Raw genomic sequence first — 20,421 nt, forward strand, 5'->3', positions numbered from 1 at the left:
CCTGCAAGGTTGTTCAACTGGCGGACGAAAGGAGAGGGTTCCCTTGGACAGGAATCAAGGATGAGACCACAATGATGTCGTTGTGATATCAATTGTGCGGCCAACGCAATGAGCGTGCCTATGCAAGCAGCTTCAAGGAAAAAGGTCAGTTTGCGCACATGGATCTGGCGGGCGTTTGCCAGTACCAGCCTGTTGCCGCTCGTCTTGGTGGAAGGCGTGCTGATCACCACCTATTTCATCACCAATCAGTCCATTCGAAGCTCCCAGATCGAGTACCTGCATCAAAGTGCGACACGAGACATACAGGTATCGGTTCAGCAAAATGCGCTGTTGGTGCAAGGTCAACTGGAGCAGATTCACAATGCGATTGGCCTTTATGCCAAGGCCACTGAACATGAACTCACCGAAAACCACCACCCCGTGGCGGCATCGCTTTCAGTAAGTGCCGACGGTGTCCGTTACAGCGCAGCCAATGACGGGGCGTCTGCCTCGTTTTATTCGAATGTCACCCCGTTGGGAAAACACGACCTCTATAAAGTCTCTCTTCTGGCGAATCAGGATTTCATGATGAAGCAGTTGAAGGACGGGGATCCTCTGATTGCCAGCATCTATTTCAATAGTTGGGACAGCTATAACCGGATTTATCCCTGGTTCAATACGCTCAAGCAGTACCCGCATGATATGGACATCACCCAATACAACTTCTACTACTTGGCCGATGCAAAACATAACCCGGATAAAAAAGTAGTCTGGACGGATGTCTACCTGGATCCTGCCGGCCAGGGGTGGATGATGTCTGCCATTGCGCCGGTTTACAGCGCAGACTTCCTGGAGGGCGTAGCCGGGGTCGACGTAACGGTCGATGGCATCTTGAAGCGAATAGAGCAGTTGAAGATGCCTTGGGATGGCTACCTGATGCTGGTCAACAACAAGCTCGATATCATGGCCGTACCCGAGGCGGGGCAGCGTGATTTTTCCCTGCAAGCCGTCGAGAACCAGCCCGCTGGAGAGCCTGTCGAGCGCGAGCGCTTGCAATCGCCGGATTTGAACCTCGCCCGTCATCCGGATCTCGCCAGTCTCAACAAGAACTTACCCGACCACCCAGAAGGTCTCGTTGCGCTGACATTGAATGGGCGGCCGCATCTGCTCGCCTGGAGTGCTATCCCTTCCACCGGCTGGTTCTTGCTGGCAGTGGTGGATGAAGCCGCGGTCATGCAGGAAACCAATCTGCTGGCCAGTCATTACCGCGAAGTGGGGTATCTGTTGGTCGCGGGCTTGGTTCTGTTCTATGCCTTGTTCTTCGCCTTCATGTGGTGGCGTACACGAGACCTCAGTCGCCAGTTGAGCACGCCGGTGCAAGGCGTCTCACGAATGATGCGAGAGATTGGTCGGGGTAACTGGCAGCCGGCGACAACTCCTTCCGATATCATCGAACTGTCGTCAATGTCCAACCAGGCACTGGGGATGGGCAGGCAGTTGGCCCAGGCCGAGTTCATTCGCAGTTCCACGCAGCAGCGTCTTGAGTTGGTCATGGAGAGTTTTGCCGAAGGGCTTTGGGAGTACTACCCGAAACGGCAGCGTTTCATTCTCAAGGGGGCCTTGTGCCAACGCTTCGGCTTTGCCGCCAACGAAGTGCCGATGGCGACTCTGCTGGAGAACATTCCCATTGAGGATCGGCAGACCTTTACGCAGTTCCTGGAAGAGGCCAGGGGCAGTGCAAGCGTGGCGCCGGAAGTGGAGTTCCGGATCCGCGACGTACATGGAAAACTGATCTGGATACTTTGCCGGGGCCGTACGCTGGAACCCTCCCGGCTTGATGATTCCGATGTCGTGGTCGTGGCGTGTGTCGACATCACGACACTCAAGCAGACTCAGTTGGATCTGCGAGAGAAGACCTTGGAGGCAGAAGCCGCCAGTACTGCCAAATCCAAATTCATCTCCAGCATGAGCCATGAGTTGCGTACGCCATTGAACGCGATCTACGGGTTTGCCCAGTTGGGGCTCATGCAGTCACCTGCCCAGGCTTCGCAGCAGACGAGCAATCTGCAGGAAATCATCGAGGCCAGTGAACACCTCATGCAGTTGGTTGATGACTTGCTTGAACTCTCCAGCTTGCAGGCCGAGAAGCCCCTGCTGGACCTCAAGCCCGTGCATGTGGCAAGCCTGTTATCCAACTGCGCTGACATGGTCCAGCAGCAAGTCTCGGCGCACGGCCAGACCTTGCACATCAATGTTCCCCTGGATACCTGGCATGTCTGGGCGGATAAGCGCCGTCTCAAGCAGGTCCTGATCAATCTGTTATCCAATGCAATCAAGTACAACCGGCCCGGCGGAGATATCACTCTGGGGGCCTTGGCTGTCGAGGACGGAGCCAGGCTTCGACTTTATGTAACGGATACCGGGATGGGCATTTCTCCGGCTTTGCAGGGCGAGCTTTTCAGGCCCTTCCAGCGCTTGGGCAAAGAGAACTCTTCCATCCAGGGAACTGGCATTGGCTTGGCGCTGTGCCGAGACTTGGCGCTGCTGATGCACGGCACCATGGGCTTGGAAAGCAACGTCGAAGTGGGGACGACTTTCTGGATCGATCTGTGTTCGTCGGCTTTTCCTGTGCCCGGGAGCGCATCCAACGTGTCGACGATAGCCCTGCCAAGGGTCCTGCTGGTGAGTAAAAACGCCGAGGATGGTCAGACGGTTCGAGAGGCGTTAGCCGGCGATTTTGAGTTGGAGTGGGTCAATACGTTGCCCGACGCCAGCCTCGTGCTCGACTCCACAACGGTCCGTGTATTGATCGTCGCCACTGCGGACTCTGTGCCTGTGCTGCACACTTTTTTCAACGGCTTGCGCACCAGTATCGCAACGACTGCCATGTCGATCGTCGTGGTCCGTGCGGCTGCCGATCACGCTTCGATGAGCCACCTGGAATGCCAGGCCATCGTGTCTTCTCCCTTGGAGATGCAGAGTATTCGTAGTCTGGTATTGACGCTCGCCATGGGGAGGGCAGATGCATGTTTTCCAAAATAAATGCTGAAAGCAGGATCGTCATTATCGACGATGTGGCCACCAATCTGCGGCTTCTGGATTCCTGCTTGCGAGCCGTGGGCCTGAATAACATCACGACATTCAGCGACTCTGGCGAAGGACTGGACTGGCTGCTTTCGAACGCCTGGGACCTGCTGTTGCTGGACCTGGACATGCCCGCGCCCGATGGTTTTGAAATCCTTGATCGCCTCAGTACACGCGACCGCACTGAGTCACCGGTCATCATCGTAACGGCCTTGAATGATCAGCAGAACCGGCGAAAAGGACTGGAAAAGGGCGCGAACGACTTCATCTCCAAACCCATAGATCTACCCGAAGTGCTGCTCCGGGTGCGAAATTGCCTGGAGCTGGCGCAGGCGGCGAAGCTGCTGCGCGACGTCAATGCTGAACTCGAGCGCAAAGTGGAGTTACGCACGGCCCAGCTGGCTTCCAGCTACAAGGCCATCAGCAGCAGCTTGAGTCGAGCCGCCAGCTATCGCGACGACGACACGGGGCACCACATTGTCCGTATTGGCGAGTCTGCTGCGTTGTTGGCCAAGGCCATCGGCATGCCCGCTCAATGGTGCGAGCTTATGAGGATGGCTGCGCCGATGCACGATGTGGGAAAAATCGGCATTCAAGATGTCATTCTGCAAAAGCCTGGCGCTCTGACGCCGCAAGAACGGACGATCATGCAGGAGCATGCGCGCATTGGTTATGAAATCCTGCATGACCCAGAGGGTTCGCCGTTGACGGACCTGGCCGCGGAAATTGCCCTGTCCCATCACGAACGCTGGGATGGCACGGGCTACCCCAAGGGCTTGCGGGGTAAGGAGATCCCGTTATCCGCAAGGATTGTGGCGATATGTGATGTGTATGACGCCATAAGGATGCCTCGAGCCTATAAACAGGCTTGGGATATCGAGAGTTCGAGGCGATTTATCATCGAACAAGCGGGTTCCCACTTCGATCCTTTCCTGGTGGACATCTTTTGTAATCTCTTTGACGAAGTAGATCGCTTACGCCTGGCCGATGCGCGAGAGGGCTGATTGATGTCGTTCAGGCGTCGATGGCGTGCCCGGCTCCCGGTATATCCGTGCGCTGTATCTGCTCCAGTATCAGGCTGTCGGTGATGTTCAGGTCGTCCAGCAGCAGAAACATCTTGCTCAGCACCTCGGCCATTTTCTTGTCGGTGTCGGCGAACGGCAGGTAGAACTCCGTAGAGCTGCTGCCGGCAGGCACGATGCACAGGTAGTTGCCGGGTTCAATATGGATGGCTGCGCTGCCCAGATGGATGCGGTAGTTCGCACGCTGGCCGGTAATGAATAGAAAATTCCCTTCGCATTTAACGTTTCGTAACCCCAGACCCTGGATCAACTCGCCGACCAGTTCGGCGCGTCGTTGCAAGGTTTCGTTGCTGGTGCTGTAGCCGTCTGCGGCGTGGGCCACGGAAACCAGCAGGTCGGCGTCACGCATGATTTCCGAGAACAGCAGCGGCGGTACTTGCTCAAGGGGGATGGCTTTCTGGTCGCGGTAGAACGCAATCGTGTCGAAGGTAAAGTGTTCTGTTTCCGAAAGGTAATGGCCGGTGTCCAGAAAGTTGAACATGGCGTAGATGCCGTGTTCTTTGCTTTCGTAATAGATGTCCTCGACGCTTGAGGTCGACCAGTTGCGGACCTGCAGCAACCGGGCGGCTACTTTGCCTTTCAGGCGATGGCCGGCGAATCGGTTGGACCACAAGCCAGTGTCTCGCTCGGCAGGTGTCAGCAGGTACAACTCGCGAAAGGCCTGTTTGAACGGCTGCACGCGGCGATGGGTGACCACTTCTTTCTGCCAGGCCGACAGTTGTCCCGCCGTGAACAGATGAAAGGGGTGAGCAATACGCAGGTGCTTTTCAGCGACGTGTTGGCGGCCTTCAAGGTCTGTCACCGTCAGCGTCGCGGTGTCGAGCCAGCCCAGCGCAGCGTCGTCGGCCTGCATGATCAGCTGTTCCAGCAGCAGGCGAACCGCGGGCATTTTCAACAGCGGCTTCAGCTCGTCCAGCGCCAGGCTTTCGCCGCTGCTCATCATTGCTTCCAGGGTGCGGCAGAAGCGGGCGATCTGTTCCTTGAGCTGGGTTTGCTGCGTTTTGAGGGCGATGAAGTCGGCGTGCTTGCGAATCGCAGGCGGTGCGGTCTTGAGTGTCTTGCCGGCTTTGCAGATGTGCAACGTGGGCGACAAGCCGTCGATGACGAGCGTGATGTCATAGCCATCGATGGTGGCGGCCGTCAGGGCGGATTCGGCGATCTCCGATTCCATGGCCCATTCCAGGCGAATCGCCGAGGGGTAACCGGCGACACGCGCCAGGTTTTCCAGGCCTGCCTGCACCGCTGCATGGGAGTTGGCCTGTCGTTGAGCTCCGTATTTACACACCTCCTTGTGCAGCTTCTTGAGCGTCAGATAGCGCTGGCGTACGTCGTCCGGACCCGAGATGGGCAGTACGCCATAAATGCGCATGGCCGGCTGTGCGTGGCGGGTCAATTTCTTTTCCAGCGCCGATCGGCCGATGCCCTGGTAGGCGTCGAGTAGCACACGGGTCTCGGGAAACGCCCAGTGCGAGGGTTCGAGTGCCGCGAGGTATTCGCGCAGGTGGTCTGGGTCGGCTTCGGCCAGGGCCTTGTCCAGCAGGTAACGGTCCACCACACCCACGGTTTCATCCGGCGTATTGGGCAGGTCGCTGCCCCAGCCGGACCGAGGTGCCAGGGCAATGTTCAGGTATTCACGCTGGAAGGCTTGCAGATCACTCCAATCGAGCGCGTCGAGCACCACTCGACTGGCTTGTCCGGCGTAGGGCAGGGCGGTGAGCAGGGTATTTCTTGAAAAGCCGGACAACGCCGCGCGCAGCTCTGCTGATTGGGTCCTGGGCAAATCCTGAAGCAGTAGAAAGCATTGGAGCACCGCAGCCGTATCGCCGAAGCTATCGAAGTCATCCGGCGTCATGCCCAGTCGTTCGATCACCGCCAGGGCCTGCAGCAACCAGCGGGACTGATATACCTCTACCAAACGGAAGGTGTCAGCCAGCTTCTCAGCATTATCGGGCAGTCCAGCCAGGGCGTCCTCGACGTAACGAACGGTGAAGCTCGCCAGTATAGGATGCACTGCAATGGGTTCTTCAGAGGGGATGTCATCGCTCTGCGGCGACTCATCATCGATGCTTTCGTTTTCCGTGGCCTCGTCGTTTGAATCGTCCTCATCGAACGCTTCATCGGCGTACTGATTCAGGTCCACATCATCGCTGTCCAGTCCGGCATCGTCTGAGTAGAACATCATGGCGCGGCCCCAGGTATTGGCCGCCCGGACGAAGCGAGGGTAGTCGAGGCGGCCCGCTTCCAGCAGGCCCAGCGCAATGCGCTGGATTTCCTTGTGCGCGTAGATATACGCGTCGGCGATTTTCCTTGGTTCTTCATCAGGCGCAGAAGAGGGCTGCACGCGGTTCCAGCTGCCGTCCAGCAACCATTCGGCGACGGTCTGCCAGGCCAGGGTGGGCGGGTAATTACTCAAGCGATTGAGGCAGGCCTGAACGTCGGGGAAGGCCCAGGCCTGGTCCGGACTTCTTCGGTAATAGGCAGGGCCATCTTCGTCAGTAGGCAATGGATAGTCACTGTCCTCGAAGGCAAATTGCAGCATGTGCTGCAGTCGCGCGCCGATCTGCTCCAGTGCATAGGCATCGGGGTGAGCCGTGATCCACGTATCGCAGAGTCGATATTGCAGGCCATAGCGTTGTTGATCGCGGCGGTCCTCCAAATCCTCCCAAACGGTCGGGAACACAAAACCATCAGCCAATGCTTTGGGCCCGTCCTGGGGATGCTGCCTGACCCAGTCATCGGCTATGGGCAGGAAGTCGATGCTGTCCCAGAAGTCGAGCTCGAATTCGTCATATCGACTGAGCTCGGGATAGTCATCCAGCGCCCTATCACAAAATGCTCGCAGCGCAGCGAGGCGTGTGGCTTGTTCGGGCGTAGGACGGCGTGATTGCATGAGGGTATCCGAGCAAAAGTGAGCGACGAGGATCAACCGCCAATCAGCGGGACCAGGCGGATAAACGCGAGCGTGGAAGGCGGGCTCAATTCGATTGACTCATCGAGCCTTTGCAGCATGACGCCGCTGTGCAGAACGCGGAACGCGCGGGTTTCAAAACCCTTCAAGGCGCGCTCGACCTCAACGCCGACATCCAGGTCTGGAGGCGCGCTGGCCTGCGGCATGACAACCGCGCCCTCACTGGCTTGCTGAAGAATGTCCCGCTCGCTCAGGTATTGGCGATCGAGCGCTTCGCGCACCGACACTTGCGCCAGCCAGTGCTGGACCGACAGCGCGGCGATCTGTTCGACAACGGTCAGGCGAATGAGCTCGGCGACGGTCAAGGTCAGCGAAGTCGGTGCCAGGGTGACAGGCGGCAGCAAAGGCTCCTGGCGTGCGCCTTTGAGGCAATAGCTATGAACCACGAACTCCATGACGCATTCCTTGCAAGCCAGGCCAGCCGGGCGGATGGCGGCTTAGCATAGCCCGGTCTGCAATAAACTTCATCGCGCTGCGCGCTCGGGCGTAACAACAGACGCCTGATAGGCTGGTCTACGACATTGCTTTTTCTGCAGTGCCTGGCTCAGATTACTTTGGCCATCCGACGACCACTCATGAAGCACAGGAGGCCGCCCATCGCGGTCAGTGCGCTCAACACATAGAACATCGTGGGGGCCGGGGTGTGCATCAGCAAGTATCCGCAGATCACCGGACTCAGGGCGCCGCCCAGTGCAGCCAGGTTTTGAGCGCCGTAGTAGCTGCCGCGCAGTTCTTCCGGGGCCAGGGTATCGACGAAAAGGAATTCGGCCGGGTAAATGATCATTTCACCGAGGGTGAAAATGAACATCGCCACGCACCAGCTCACCATGCTGTCCGCCAGGCTGAAGCCGATCAGGCCAAGAACCCGTCTAGCACTTAAGTGCTTGGCCTGGTGATCCATTGCTGGGCCCTCAACAGTCGGTCGAAAAAAATCGCATCAGGCTGTCGATTTCTACCGACGCCATTCGATTAGCCCGTAGAGCCGCCACATGGACGGCTTGATCCATCCACTCTCAGGAGACACGAGCATGCGATTTATGGTGATCGTCAAAGCCAGTCCGGAATCGGAAGCTGGAGAAATGCCTGGCGAGCAACTGCTTGCCGCCATGGGCGCCTACAACGAAGAGCTGGTCAAGGCCGGGGTGATGCTCGCCGGTGAAGGCCTGCATCCGAGTGCCGAGGGCGTGCGCGTGCAGTTTTCCGGTAAGGACCGAACGCTGATCCATGGACCCTTTGCGCAAACCAAGGAGCTGATCGCCGGCTTCTGGATTTTCAAGGTCCAGTCATTGCAAGAGGCCATTGACTGGGTCAAACGCTGCCCGAACCCGATGGTCAGTGACAGTGAAATCGAGATCCGCCAGATCTTCGAACTCGAGGAGTTTGGCGAGACCTTTACCCCGGAATTGCGCGAGCAGGAAGAACGCTTGCGGGCGCAGATGTCCGGTCAATCATGAAGCCGGCTACAGGAGAATCCACCATGAGAATAATCCCTTACCTGATCTTCGACGGCCGCTGCAAGGAAGCCTTTGCGTTGTACAAGGACGTGCTTGGCGGCGAGCTGTTTTCCATGTCCTTTGCCGAGGCCCCCGAGGAAACCGGCATGCCCAAGGATCCCAACCTGATCATGCACACCTGCCTGACGGTGGGCAATTTCAGCCTGATGGCTTCCGACTGCCCGCCAGGCCAGCCGTATCGCAAGCCACAAGGCGTGTCGGTTTCCCTCAATGTCGACAGCGTGGAGGAGGCCGAGCGGCTGTTTAACGGCTTGAGTGCGGGGGGCAGCGTGCATATGCCCTTGGCGAAGACCTTCTGGGCGGAACGCTTCGCCATGTTCGAAGACCGTTTCGGGATTGCCTGGATGGTCAATTACGAGGGGCAGAAATAAGTCGAGTCGGGCCTTGTCGCCGGTGCCTGGAAGCGGCCGGCGAACTGAATATCGATGGGCATTAGGTTGATTGAGTTATCCAGGCTCAGATAACGAGGACAATCTATGCAGCCAATGCTCGCGTTGATATCGAACGTATCTTCTTGATTGAAGCCCTTGCCATTATTGATTCGGCATGACCCACGCCGAAAATCAGTGCTCCCACTGCTCAAGCAGTATGGAGACAAATTTCTCCGCTGCCGGCGATAGCGATGCGCCGCGCCGGTAAACCAGGCCCAACGAGCGGTTCACCACAGGGTCGACCAATGGCACGCTCACCAACGTTGGATGATCCACTGCGGGCATTGCCAGGCTCGGCATCGCCGATACTCCAAGCCCTGCTTCAACCAAGCCGAGCGATGTCGAAAGGTGCTGCACTTCGTAGAACCATTGCGGGCGCCAGCTCAAGCCCGATAAAGCATGGTCCAGCAACATTCGGTTGCCGCTAAGACGACCCACGCCGATAAGACGGTAATCGCTGAGTTCAGACCAGCTTACCGAGCTGCGCCCGGCCAGTTCATGGTCACGTCGACACGCCAGAACGAACGGCTCGTTGACCAAGGGCACGAACTCGATGTCCGGGTGCTGGCCACTCATCATGTTGATGCCGAAATCGGCTTCGCCGCGCAGCACCGCCTCAAGCCCCTCGTTGGCACTGAGGTCGAGCAGGCGGATGCGGATTTTTGGGTAGCGCTCGTTATAGAGGCGGATCACCGAAGGCAAGAAATAGAAAGCGGCAGTGGGGATGCAAGCCAAGGTGACCCGGCCGATTTGCCGCTCCGCCAGCTCGCGGATGTTGAGGATCGAGTCATCGAAATCATCCAGCAAGCGCCGTGCCTTGGGCAGGAAGTCACGGCCGACACTCGTCAGGCTGACCTTGCGGGTTGTGCGATCGAGCAAGGCTGTCCCCAGGCCTTCCTCCAGTTTTTTCATCCGTCGGCTCAGGGCTGGCTGAGACAGGTGCAGCGCATCGGCTGCCTCGTGGAAACTGCCAAGTTCAGCGATTTTCACGAAAGATCGTATGTCCTGGAGTTCGTATTCCATGTTCTATCTCTTCGGTGGAAGGCAATGCACGACCGAATCATCCTAAGGTAATTCATTTGCGAAACGCAATAATGCCTCTGATCTTTGCATTGGAAACACTTTTTAAACCCTGCCACTCTTGTTTCCAGAGCATCAATTATCCAGATTGATCAACAAGAGTTAGTGTTCATGCAGCGAATTCCTTGTGTACTGATGCGCGGTGGTACTTCCAAAGGGCCGGTTTTCCTCGCCTGGGATCTGCCGGTTGCCATCGCCGAACGTGACGAGCTGCTGCTCAACCTGATGGGCTCCGGCCATGAGCTGGAAATCGATGGCATCGGTGGCGGCAGCCCACAAACCAGCAAAGTGGCAATCGTCAGCCCGTCGTTGCACCCAGATGCGGATGTCGACTATTTGTTCGTCCAGGTCATGGTCTCCCAGCGCCGGGTCGATACCGCCCCCAACTGCGGCAACATGCTTTGCGCCGTTGGCCCGTTCGCCATTGAACAGGGGCTGGTCAAGCCTACCGGCGACCTGACCCGCGTACGTATCCGCAACCTCAATACCGGGACCTTCGTGAACTCCGAGGTGCAAACCCCCGAAGGCAAAGTCAGCTATGAAGGTGACACCGCCATCGACGGCGTGCCCGGTACAGCCGCTCCGGTGCAACTGACCTTTCTCGATGCAGCCGGCAGCAAGACGGGGAAACTCTTCCCAACCGGGCAAACCCAGGATCTGATCGACGGCATCCCGGTGACCTGTATCGATATGGCGATGCCGATGATGATTGTCCAGGCCAGTCAGCTTGGTAAGCGCGGCGATGAAAGCCCCGCCGAACTGGACGCCGATAAAGCCTTCCTGCAGCGCCTGGAAGCCTTGCGATTGAAAGCCGGCCTGGCCATGGGCCTGGGTGATGTCAGTGACAAGGTCATTCCCAAGCCGGTGCTGGTGTCTCCGGCCAAGTCCGGCGGGACGGTCCAGGTGCGTTATTTCATGCCGCACAACTGTCACCGCGCCCTGGCTATCACCGGTTCCATCGGCCTGGCCACCGCATGCGTGACCGAGGGTAGCGTCGTCGCACAGTTGCTCGGCACCGTCAGTGAGCCGCGCTTGCAACAGGTTCGTATCGAACACCCAAGCGGCGGTATCGATGTCGTACTGTCCTACACCGGCGAAAAGGGTGAGACCATTCGAGCCTCGGTGGTGCGTACTGCGCGCAGGCTTTTCTCAGGTTTTGTCTACGCCCCGGCTTCCCACCGGCTAGCTGGATAGTCCAGACAGCCATTGTCGTTTGCATCAGAACAATTCTAAAAATGGGTGATGCCATGAAAGTTGTTAAATCGCTCTACTTCCAGATCATCTGTGCCGTGCTGCTGGGCGTGTTGGTCGGGCACTTCTGGTCGCAACAGGCAATTGCCTTGAAGCCGCTGGGTGATGCCTTCATCAAGCTGATCAAGATGATGATCGCGCCGGTGGTGTTCTGCACCATTGTCACCGGCATCGCCGGCATGAGCGACAAGCGCTCGCTGGGCCGCTTGTTGAGCAAGACCATGCTGCTGTTCCTCGTGCTGACGGTGATCAGCCTGATCATCGGCCTTGTGTCGGTCTACCTGTTCAAGCCCGGTGCAGGCATGAACATCGATCCGACCCAGTTGAGCACCCGAGGCCTGTCGCAGTACACCGACTCCGCAGCGAAACTGGGGGTGGTGGATTTTTTCATGCACATCATCCCCGACACCTTTATTGGCGCCTTCAATAAAGGCGAGGTACTGCCGGTGCTGTTTATCGCGGTGCTCAGCGGCTTTGCCCTGTCGTCCTTGGGTGAGCGCGGCAAGCCAGTGCTGGATGTACTGGAATCGGCTTCGCACATGGTGTTCAAGATATTTTCTTACCTGATGCGCTTCGCTCCAATCGGCGCCTTCGGTGCCTTGGCCTTCACCGTTGGGCAGTACGGCATCACGTCGCTGGGCTCGCTGGCCAAGCTGATCATGACCTTGTACATCGCCTGTGCCTTCTTCGTCTTCGTGGTGTTGGGTGGCATTTGCCGTGCACATGGCTTCAGCCTGTGGAAGCTGTTGCGTTATCTGCGCGAGGAGTTCCTGGTGGTGCTGGGGACTTCCTCGACCGAACCGGTGATGCCGCGGATGCTGGAAAAGCTCCAGGCCCTGGGTTGCAAGAAAGGCGTCGTGGGGCTGGTCCTGCCAACCGGCTACTCGTTCAACCTCGACGGTACGGCGATCTACCTGTCGCTGGCTGCGATCTTCATTGCCCAGGCCTGCAACATCGACCTGACGCTGACCCAGGTCATCACCATGCTGGCGATCATGCTGCTGTCTTCGAAAGGTGCCGCCGGGGTGACTGGCAGCGGGTTCGTCGCCCTGGCCTCGACCCTGACGGTCATCCACGACATTCCCCTGGCCGGCTTGGCCCTGTTGATCGGGATCGACCGATTCATGTCCGAAGCGCGGGCGCTGACCAGTCTGGCGAGCAACGCAGTCGCGACGGTGGTGATCTCCCTCTCGGAGAATGCCTGCGACCGCGAAGTACTGCTGCAGACCCTGGATGGTAAATCCTCCTCGACGCAGACCCAGGCAACGGACCAAGCCTGGGATGGCACGCAGGTCGCCAAACACATCTAGCCGGTCCCGCTGACTCGACATCACCGCGTTATCTCTCAATACCTGCGCCAGGCACACCTCATCGTGTCGCCTGGCGGGTTGGGGTGCGTGCGCCCGGATGTCGGCCAAGCTACTCATAACAACAAGAGATCTGACTTATGCTCGCTTTACTTGGCTTGGCCATGGTGGTGGTCTTCACCTTCCTGATAATGACCAAACGCTTGTCACCGATCGTCGCCCTGACGGTTGTGCCAATAGTCTTTGCAGTGATCGGCGGTTTCGGTGGTACCACCGGCAAGATGATGCTGGACGGCTTGAAGATGGTCGCGCCATCGGCGGCACTGCTGTTGTTCGCGATCCTGTTTTTCGGCCTGATGATCGACGCCGGTCTGTTCGACCCGCTGATCCGCAAGATCCTCAAGCGGGTCAACGGTGATCCAATGAAAATCGCTGTGGGCACCGCGCTGTTGTCGCTGTTGGTGGCGCTGGACGGCGACGGCACGACGACTTACATGATCACCTGTGCTGCGATGTTGCCGCTGTATAAGCGCATCGGCATGAACCCGATGATTCTGGCGACCATTTCCATGCTCTCCTTGAGCATCATGAGCGGCATGACGCCTTGGGGCGGCCCGGCGACCCGCGCGATCGCAGCGCTAGGCCTGGATGCCGGTGAGTATTTCGTGCCCTTGCTACCGACGATGATCGGCGGCGCGATGTGGGTGGTGTTCACAGCATTCCTGCTGGGCCGTACCGAGCGCAAGCGCATTGGTAACGTCCAGCTGCAAAGCGGCGGTGGTGATTGCTACATCAAGGCGATTATCGAGGACACACCGCACAAACGCCCGAAATTGGCCTACGTCAACCTGCTGCTGGTGATCGCGGTGATGGTCGCGCTGGTGATGGGGATCATGCATTCGGCGATCCTGTTCCTGATAGGTTTCGTCCTGGCGCTGATGATCAACTATCCGCAACTGGATATTCAGAAGGAACGTATTCTGGCCCATTCGGGCAACGCCATGACCGTCGTCCTGCTGGTGTTTGCCGCCGGCATCTTCGCCGGGATTTTCTCCGGTACAAAAATGGTCGATGCGCTGGCGCAAACCCTGGTCGACTGGATTCCGCCTTCCTGGGGCCATCTGTTCCCGCTGGTGGTTGCAATTACTAGCATGCCGTTGACCTTCGTACTGTCCAACGATGCCTACTACTTCGGTGTCGTGCCGATCCTGGCCAATGCCGCGGCGGCCTACGGGATTGATCCGGTGGAAATTGCCCGGGCCTCCATCCTCGGCCAGCCGGTGCACCTGATGAGCCCGCTGGTGGCCTCGACCCTGTTGCTGGTGGGTATGGTTGACCGTGATCTCGGTGATTTCCAGAGAGCCACCGTCAAATGGGCTGTGCTCACCTCTGTGGTGATTACCGCGCTGGCCCTGCTGACCGGGGCGCTGACGCTGTTTTCCTGATTCACCCGAACCCCTGTTTTCTTGCCTGACACGCCCCCGCAAGCGGGTGTGCGCTGGCCTGCATGCCAAATAACAACAACGAGTAGTTCGACATGACCACTTTGCTTACCCGCGGGGCTTTGTTTCCAATCCTTGGCCTGTTGCCCCTGGCCACGGCCAGCGCCGAAGGCTTTATCGACGACAGCAAGCTCAAGCTGCAATTGCGCAACGTCTACTTCAACGAAAATTTTCGCGATGAGAACGGTATGAGTGCGCGAGCGGCGAGGACCGCCAAGAGTGAGCGCACCGAATGGGCCCAGGGCTTGCTGCTGGATTACCAGTCAGGCTTTACGCCGGGCACCATCGGCTTCGGGGTCGATGCCCTGGGGCTGCTCGGGGTCAAGCTCGACTCCGGGCGTGGCCGCAGCGGCACCGGCCTGCTACCGGTGCATGACGACGGCCGCGCCGCCGACGAGTTCGCCAGCGCGGGCATGACCGCCAAGGCCAGGTTGGCCAAGACCACGCTCAAATACGGCACCTTGCTGCCCAAGACCCCGGTGCTGGTCTACAACGATGCGCGGCTGTTGCCCCAGACTTACCAGGGCACCCAGATCACTAGCAGTGACATCGACAACCTTACCCTCACCGGCGGGCATCTGGAGCGCTTCAAGCTGCGGGATTCGAGCAACAGCATGCCCATTGTGCCCGACGGCTACGGTGGCGATGAGTCCGGTGACTTCAGCTATGCCGGCGCCGACTACAAGCTTGGCAAGAACATCCGCCTGAGCTACTTCTATGGCGAGCTGGAGAATTTCTATCGACAGAACTTTGTTGGTATCCAGCATGATCTGCCCCTGGGCGCCGGGGTGTTGACCAGCGACCTGCGCTACTTCAACAGCGTCGATTCGGGCTCGGCCTATGGCGGCAAAATCGACAACGACATGCTCAGCGGATCGCTGTCCTACGCCGTTGTCGGCCACACATTGAGTGCTGGCTACCAAACCCTCAGCGGCGAGGCGGGCCTGCCTTACATCAGCGGAGCCACGGTGTACTCCTTCAGCAACGTCGGGATCGGCAAGTTCATCGAGGAAGACGAGAAGACCTGGATGCTCGGTTACGGCTATGACTTCGCTCGCCTCGGTGTGCCCGGCCTGACGTTTTCCACTCGCTACCTGAGTGGTAATGACGGCAACTCCAACACCACGGTCAAAGAGTGGGAGCGTGACGCCGAGATTGCCTATGTGGTGCAGCAGGGCACGTTCAAGGGGGTGGGGGTGAAGTTGCGAAACTACGTCTATCGCTCGGACTTTTCCCGTGGCCGTGACAGCAATCGGATCTACTTCACCTACGATATCGCCCTCTGGTAAATCGCTCGTCGCGGTGCGCGGATGCGTGCCGCGAACGCTTCATTGGCAGGAGACAGGAGCAAGCGCAGAAATGGCTCGTGTTGGCTACCCCGGATCATGACCGCACGGCCACCACCCGACAGATCCAGACCTGGCCCCCTATAGGTCGCCTGCCATCGATGCTACAGTCCCGTTTTCAGGATGAGGGGACGTCATGCGGATCGTAGTAATGGCTTTAACGATGGCGTCGCTGGCAGGATGCGCGACGGCCAATGAAACCTTCGGCATGGGACAACTGTGTGGCCTGCACCCGTACTGCGGTGCGGCCACCGATGTCGAGATAATCAAGGCGTCGACGAACGACAACGATGTGTATTCACGCGCTCTGATGCCGTTTGCAATAATCGATCTTCCTTTCAGTATCGTGGCCGATACGTTGATCCTGCCTTATACGATTTTCCATATGAGGCCTGCCGAGCAGTAGTCATCTCTGGACGATTCGAACCCGCGCGCTTGCCCTGGCTGTCTAGACACCTGCCATGGCCTCGCGAATGCAGTCTGCATCAGTCCGCAGCGGCCACCCGAGGTCGTACCGACGCCTCGTGGGCGCTTGTCCTTACAGTTCGCGCACTTTATCCAAAAAAGACCTGATCACAGCAGAACCGACTATTCTTTCGAACAGTGAACACAGCACTCTCATCAGAAAAGGGACGTCATGCCAGACTATGATTGCGCCATCGACTCCAGACCCGGCATCCCATGCGGTGATCGAACTCGTCTGAGCAGGCCCCGGCTACTCTGGATGGCGTCAATTACGGTTTTCTGCCTTTTCACGGCGACCCCCGGATATGGACAGAACCTGCCCACCGCGACGGGTGAGGAGAACGCTGCGGTTTCGGTGACTCAAGCACAGGAAATCGTTGCCGGGGCTTCCCTCCAGGCCGTTCGCTGGAGCGGTCCTGAAACCGGTCCGCGAGCCCAGCGGGGCAAGAGCATTGCCATCGTTGCGGAAGATTTGCGCAACGGCGGTATTGTCGGTGTCGCGCAGGGCGCTCGCGAGGCGGTCAGGGCGATGGGTTGGACGCTGAGGGTATTCGATGGCGCCGGATCATTGGCCGGGCGCGCGAAGGCCTTTTCCGATGCCCTGGCGGCGAACCCCGACGGGCTCATTCTGTGCGGCGCCGATGCCCTGGAGAACAAGGCAGAGTTGGCGCTCTTCGCCGACAGGGGGATACCGGTGGTTGGCTGGCATGCCGGGGCACACCCCGGGCCGATTGACGGCACGCCGGTGGCCATGAACGTCTCGACCGACCCGCTCGAAGTGGCTCGCCTCACGGCCATGGCGGCAGTGGCCCAGTCAAACGGACACGCCGGCGTAGTCATTCTGACCGACTCCAAGTACGCCATCGCCATGGCGAAAGCCAAAGCCATGGAAAACGTCATTCGCGCTTGTCGGGAATGTACGATGCTGGAAGTGCGCGATGTCGCGATCTCCGAAAGTGCCCAGAAGATGCCGGCGCTCACCACGGAACTGCTTCAGCGCTATGGCAAGCGCTGGACCCACACACTGGCCATCAACGATATCTATTTCGACCACGCGATTGCCTCCTTGACCAAGGCGGCCATCCCCAGCGACGGTATCAGTCTGTTGTCTGCCGGTGACGGTAGCGCTTCGGCTTTCTTGCGTATACAGGCTAAAACCTACCAGACGGTCACCGTGGCCGAACCGCTCAACCTGCATGGCTGGCAGGTGATCGATGAATTGAATCGGCTGATAGCAGGTCAGCCGGTGAGCGGCTTCGTAGCGCCGATTCACTTGGTCAATGTCGACAATGTTGCCTTCGACGGCGGGAAGAAACTCCTGTACGACCCTGACAATGGGTATCGTGAAATCTATCGCTACCAATGGAATCCCTGATATTGGACGTTACTTCCCGGCTCGGACGCCGGTTATTGCCGCAGTCGCTTCGAGCACAGTTCACACTGGCATTTCTAACGCTGGCGCTACTGATCCTGGCAGGTGGTGCAACTGCCGTCTATGCGTTGCGCACGTCAAACAGCGCCACCCGCCAACTGACGGATGAACGCCTGGTTCGCATGCAGGATGGGCAAGACATGCTGCAGCGGACCTTGCTGATCGAGCGCCAGACCGATCAGTTCCTGACCACCCGCTCTCCCGACACGCTGCGTTCAAGCTACGCGGCGACTGTCGAACAGCTTGCGGCCCTTGACCAACTGGTGCGGCAGCTGACCGCCGCGAACAATGGCGTGGCGATACTCGACATGCACCAGTCCAGTCAGATATTCCGCAATACCGCCAACATCGTTGCACAGCTGCGAGAAAGCCTGCTGCAAACCGAGGTCACTTTCGAGCAGGCCCTGGCGGATTACACCGCCCGGTTAACTGCGACCCAGACCCAGGCCAGCCTGGATCTGGCCGTGTTGCTTTTCGATCTTTCACAGGCTGTTGACGGTGATGCCGTGCAACGGCTTCGAATCCGATATGAGCGCCTGGCACGTAGCGCAGACAAGTTACCCGACACTGACAGGGAGACGCCCGATCTCTTCGCCCTGCGCCTGAGGCTCATCAATCAGCACTCTGTCATGGAGCGTTTCAACGAGAGGCTCAAGAGTGAGGCCGAGGTCTTGGTCGCGGTGGCCCGTGCGCAATCGACTGCTTACACCGAGGACTATCGCGCCGCTGTGCAACGCCTGGTGGAGGCTTCCAATCGTAGCCAGCAATGGGTGCTGATCATGTTGGGTGTCAGCCTGGTATTCACCTGGTTCGTGACCCGGGTCTTCATGGGCCGTCATGTGCTCATGCGCCTGAACGAAATAAGCCTGCAATTACGCCAGCAACACACTGACAAAAAGCACGTGATGATGGCGGAACATGGGAAGGACGAGATCGGCAACATGGCTCGCGCGGTGAATCAATTCCTCAAGGACCGACTTCAGCTGGAAGAAAAAACGCTCCAATTGAGTATCGCCACCGAGCGGCTTGCCGTGCAAAACAACCGATTAGAACAGGAAGCTATCATCCGCGCAGGACAAGGCCATGTCCTGGAGCTGATCGCCAGGAGTACCGAGCTTGCTGAGGTTCTCGACAGCCTGGCTCACCTGGTCGAAGCCCAACTGGAGGGAATGACGGTGTCCATCCTGGTGCTGGATGAGGAGGGCACGCATCTGCTGCACGGGGCAGCCCCCAGTTTGCCGAAAGACTATAACCAGCTCATCGATGGGATTGCGATCGGTCCGAACGTCGGTTCATGCGGCACCGCGGTGTATCGACGAGAGCCGGTTATCGTCACGGATATCCAGCTGGATCCGCTGTGGGAGGAGTACCGTTCAATCGCGGCGCTGTATGGCTTTCGTTCCTGCTGGTCGACGCCGATCCTGTCCCATGAGCGCAGGGTATTGGGTACGTTTGCCTTGTATTCCAACACCGTACGCAGCCCCAGCCCGATCGAGACACGCCTGATCGACATGGCGACACCACTTGCTGGCATTGCGATAGAACGGCAACTTACCGAAAAACGCATTCGCTATATGGGCGACCATGACGCGCTGACCGGGCTGCCGAACCGTACGTTGCTCGAAGACCGTCTCAAACAGGCAATCCTTTATGCCCAGCGCTACAACCGCCTGGTAACGGTGGTGTTTCTGGACCTGGACAAATTCAAGCTGGTGAATGACAGCCTTGGGCACAGTGCGGGAGACGAACTGCTGAAAACCGTCGCCCAGCGCATGCAAGAGTGCGTACGCCGCACCGACACCGTGGTGCGACTGGGGGGCGACGAGTTTGTGATCGTACTGTTCGACCAGCCCTCAGACCTCGACGGTATCACACCGGCGTTGCGCAAAATCCAGGAAGCCATCGTGCGGCCGATCCAGCTCAGCGGGCATACACTCCACGTTACCTGCAGCATGGGGGTGGCCGCTTATCCTGCCGACGGCAGCGATACCGACACGTTGCTCAGCAACGCGGACGCCGCCATGTACCGGGCCAAGGAGCTGGGGCGCAACAGTTACCAGTTCTATACGAGTGAAATGAACAACAAATTCCAGGGCAAGCTCGCCATGCAAGACGGGCTTCGAAACGCACTCAACCATGACGAGTTCCTTCTGTTGTACCAGCCGCAAGTGGATCTGCAGTCAGGCCAGGTTATCGGCGTAGAGGCGCTGATCCGCTGGCAACACCCCGAGCTGGGCATGGTGTCCCCCATCAAATTCATTCCGCAGGCCGAAGAGACCGGGTTGATCGTGCCCATCGGCGACTGGGTGATTCATACCGCGTGCAGGCAGAACAAGGCGTGGCAGGATGCCGGCTGGCCGCCGATTACCATGTCGGTGAATATTTCAGCGCGCCAGTTCATCGAACGGGATCTGATCGACCGCGTGAGGCATGCCTTGCAAGAAACCGGACTGGACCCGATGTACCTCGAACTGGAGCTGACCGAAAGTCTGATCATGCAAGACCTTCAGCAAGCCATCAGCAAAATGAAAGAGTTGCAATCGATGGGGATCAGTCTCTCGATCGACGACTTCGGCACCGGCTACTCCAGCCTCGCCGCATTGAAGAGCTTCCCCATTGCAAGACTCAAGATCGACCAGTCTTTCGTGCGCGATCTGCCGGACAACGAGAACGACAAAGCCATCGCCACCGCAGTGATTTCGTTGGGGCACAAACTGAACCTCAAGGTCATTGCCGAAGGTGTCGAAACCCAAGAGCAGCTGACCTTCCTGCGTGAAAACGGCTGCGATGAAATCCAGGGGTACTTTTTCAGCAAGGCGGTCAGCGCGCAGGAAGTCAGTCTGTTATTGCGTACCTCCTGGTTGCCTCAACCGAATCGCGCTGCCAGCCCTGACTCGGTAAGGCAACAACGCGATGTAAAACGCCCAAGCAGTCCAATGTCCGGGCATTGATGACGCGACGTGCGGGCGCACGCTACGGT

14 protein-coding genes and 1 pseudogene are annotated in these 20,421 nt (G+C 58.4%); 11 read left to right on the plus strand and 4 right to left on the minus strand.

Features of this window, described 5'->3' with window-relative positions:
• Positions 1-120: 120 nt before the first annotated feature.
• Both J9870_RS11660 and J9870_RS11665 read left to right on the plus strand, forming a co-directional pair.
• The gene (locus tag J9870_RS11660) at positions 121-3,021 is read left to right on the plus strand and encodes an ATP-binding protein (protein ID WP_210644146.1); all 2,901 of its coding nucleotides are present in this window, start codon (positions 121-123) and stop codon (positions 3,019-3,021) included.
• Positions 3,006-4,067 (plus strand): HD domain-containing phosphohydrolase, encoded by a 1,062-nt coding sequence (locus J9870_RS11665; RefSeq protein ID WP_210644148.1) that lies wholly within the window; start codon positions 3,006-3,008, stop codon positions 4,065-4,067. Before J9870_RS11660 ends, J9870_RS11665 begins: the two co-directional genes overlap by 16 nt.
• Positions 4,068-4,077: 10 nt before the next feature.
• Here the strand turns inward: J9870_RS11665 and J9870_RS11670 are convergent, their stop codons facing one another.
• The 3 genes and pseudogenes from J9870_RS11670 to J9870_RS11680 all read right to left on the minus strand — a co-directional run.
• A complete protein-coding gene (locus J9870_RS11670; protein ID WP_210644150.1) occupies positions 4,078-7,035 on the minus strand; it encodes a DUF4132 domain-containing protein in 2,958 nt (985 codons plus the stop codon).
• A 32-nt stretch (positions 7,036-7,067) separates the two neighbouring features.
• Positions 7,068-7,508, minus strand: coding sequence for a hypothetical protein (locus J9870_RS11675; RefSeq protein WP_210644153.1), 441 nt, complete (start codon positions 7,506-7,508; stop codon positions 7,068-7,070).
• A gap of 149 nt (positions 7,509-7,657) precedes the next feature.
• Positions 7,658-7,978: pseudogene (locus tag J9870_RS11680) on the minus strand (MFS transporter); the annotation flags it as partial.
• A 163-nt stretch (positions 7,979-8,141) separates the two neighbouring features.
• On the opposite strand from J9870_RS11680, the gene J9870_RS11685 reads away from it, so the two are divergent.
• Both J9870_RS11685 and J9870_RS11690 read left to right on the plus strand, forming a co-directional pair.
• Positions 8,142-8,567, plus strand: a complete 426-nt coding sequence (locus J9870_RS11685; protein ID WP_210644155.1) for a YciI family protein — start codon at positions 8,142-8,144, stop codon at positions 8,565-8,567.
• Between the two features lie 23 nt (positions 8,568-8,590).
• Entirely contained in the window at positions 8,591-8,998 is a 408-nt protein-coding gene (locus tag J9870_RS11690; RefSeq protein WP_210644157.1) for a VOC family protein, read from the plus strand.
• 192 nt (positions 8,999-9,190) lie between these two features.
• Here J9870_RS11690 and J9870_RS11695 read toward each other — a convergent pair whose 3' ends face one another.
• Positions 9,191-10,081, minus strand: a complete 891-nt coding sequence (locus tag J9870_RS11695) for a LysR family transcriptional regulator (protein WP_210644159.1) — start codon at positions 10,079-10,081, stop codon at positions 9,191-9,193.
• A gap of 168 nt (positions 10,082-10,249) precedes the next feature.
• Here J9870_RS11695 and J9870_RS11700 point away from each other — a divergent pair, with 168 nt between their 5' ends.
• From J9870_RS11700 to J9870_RS11730, 7 genes are all read left to right on the plus strand, one after another.
• Entirely contained in the window at positions 10,250-11,332 is a 1,083-nt protein-coding gene (locus J9870_RS11700; protein ID WP_210644161.1) for a 4-oxalomesaconate tautomerase, read from the plus strand.
• A 41-nt stretch (positions 11,333-11,373) separates the two neighbouring features.
• On the plus strand, positions 11,374-12,699 hold the full coding sequence (locus tag J9870_RS11705; protein WP_210644163.1) for a dicarboxylate/amino acid:cation symporter: 1,326 nt from the start codon (positions 11,374-11,376) through the stop codon (positions 12,697-12,699).
• A gap of 137 nt (positions 12,700-12,836) precedes the next feature.
• Positions 12,837-14,141 (plus strand): citrate:proton symporter, encoded by a 1,305-nt coding sequence (locus tag J9870_RS11710; protein ID WP_210644165.1) that lies wholly within the window; start codon positions 12,837-12,839, stop codon positions 14,139-14,141.
• A gap of 92 nt (positions 14,142-14,233) precedes the next feature.
• Positions 14,234-15,487, plus strand: coding sequence for an OprD family porin (locus J9870_RS11715; protein WP_210644167.1), 1,254 nt, complete (start codon positions 14,234-14,236; stop codon positions 15,485-15,487).
• Positions 15,488-15,680: 193 nt separating this feature from the next.
• The gene (locus J9870_RS11720) at positions 15,681-15,950 is read left to right on the plus strand and encodes a YceK/YidQ family lipoprotein (protein ID WP_210644169.1); all 270 of its coding nucleotides are present in this window, start codon (positions 15,681-15,683) and stop codon (positions 15,948-15,950) included.
• Between the two features lie 414 nt (positions 15,951-16,364).
• Positions 16,365-17,384, plus strand: coding sequence for a substrate-binding domain-containing protein (locus tag J9870_RS11725; protein WP_246883142.1), 1,020 nt, complete (start codon positions 16,365-16,367; stop codon positions 17,382-17,384).
• Positions 17,372-20,392 carry an EAL domain-containing protein gene (locus J9870_RS11730; protein ID WP_210644173.1) on the plus strand — a complete coding sequence of 1,007 codons (3,021 nt, stop codon included), beginning with the start codon at positions 17,372-17,374 and terminating at the stop codon, positions 20,390-20,392. Before J9870_RS11725 ends, J9870_RS11730 begins: the two co-directional genes overlap by 13 nt.
• Positions 20,393-20,421: the final 29 nt, after the last annotated feature.

Source organism: Pseudomonas sp. Tri1, assembly GCF_017968885.1.
Lineage (GTDB): Bacteria > Pseudomonadota > Gammaproteobacteria > Pseudomonadales > Pseudomonadaceae > Aquipseudomonas.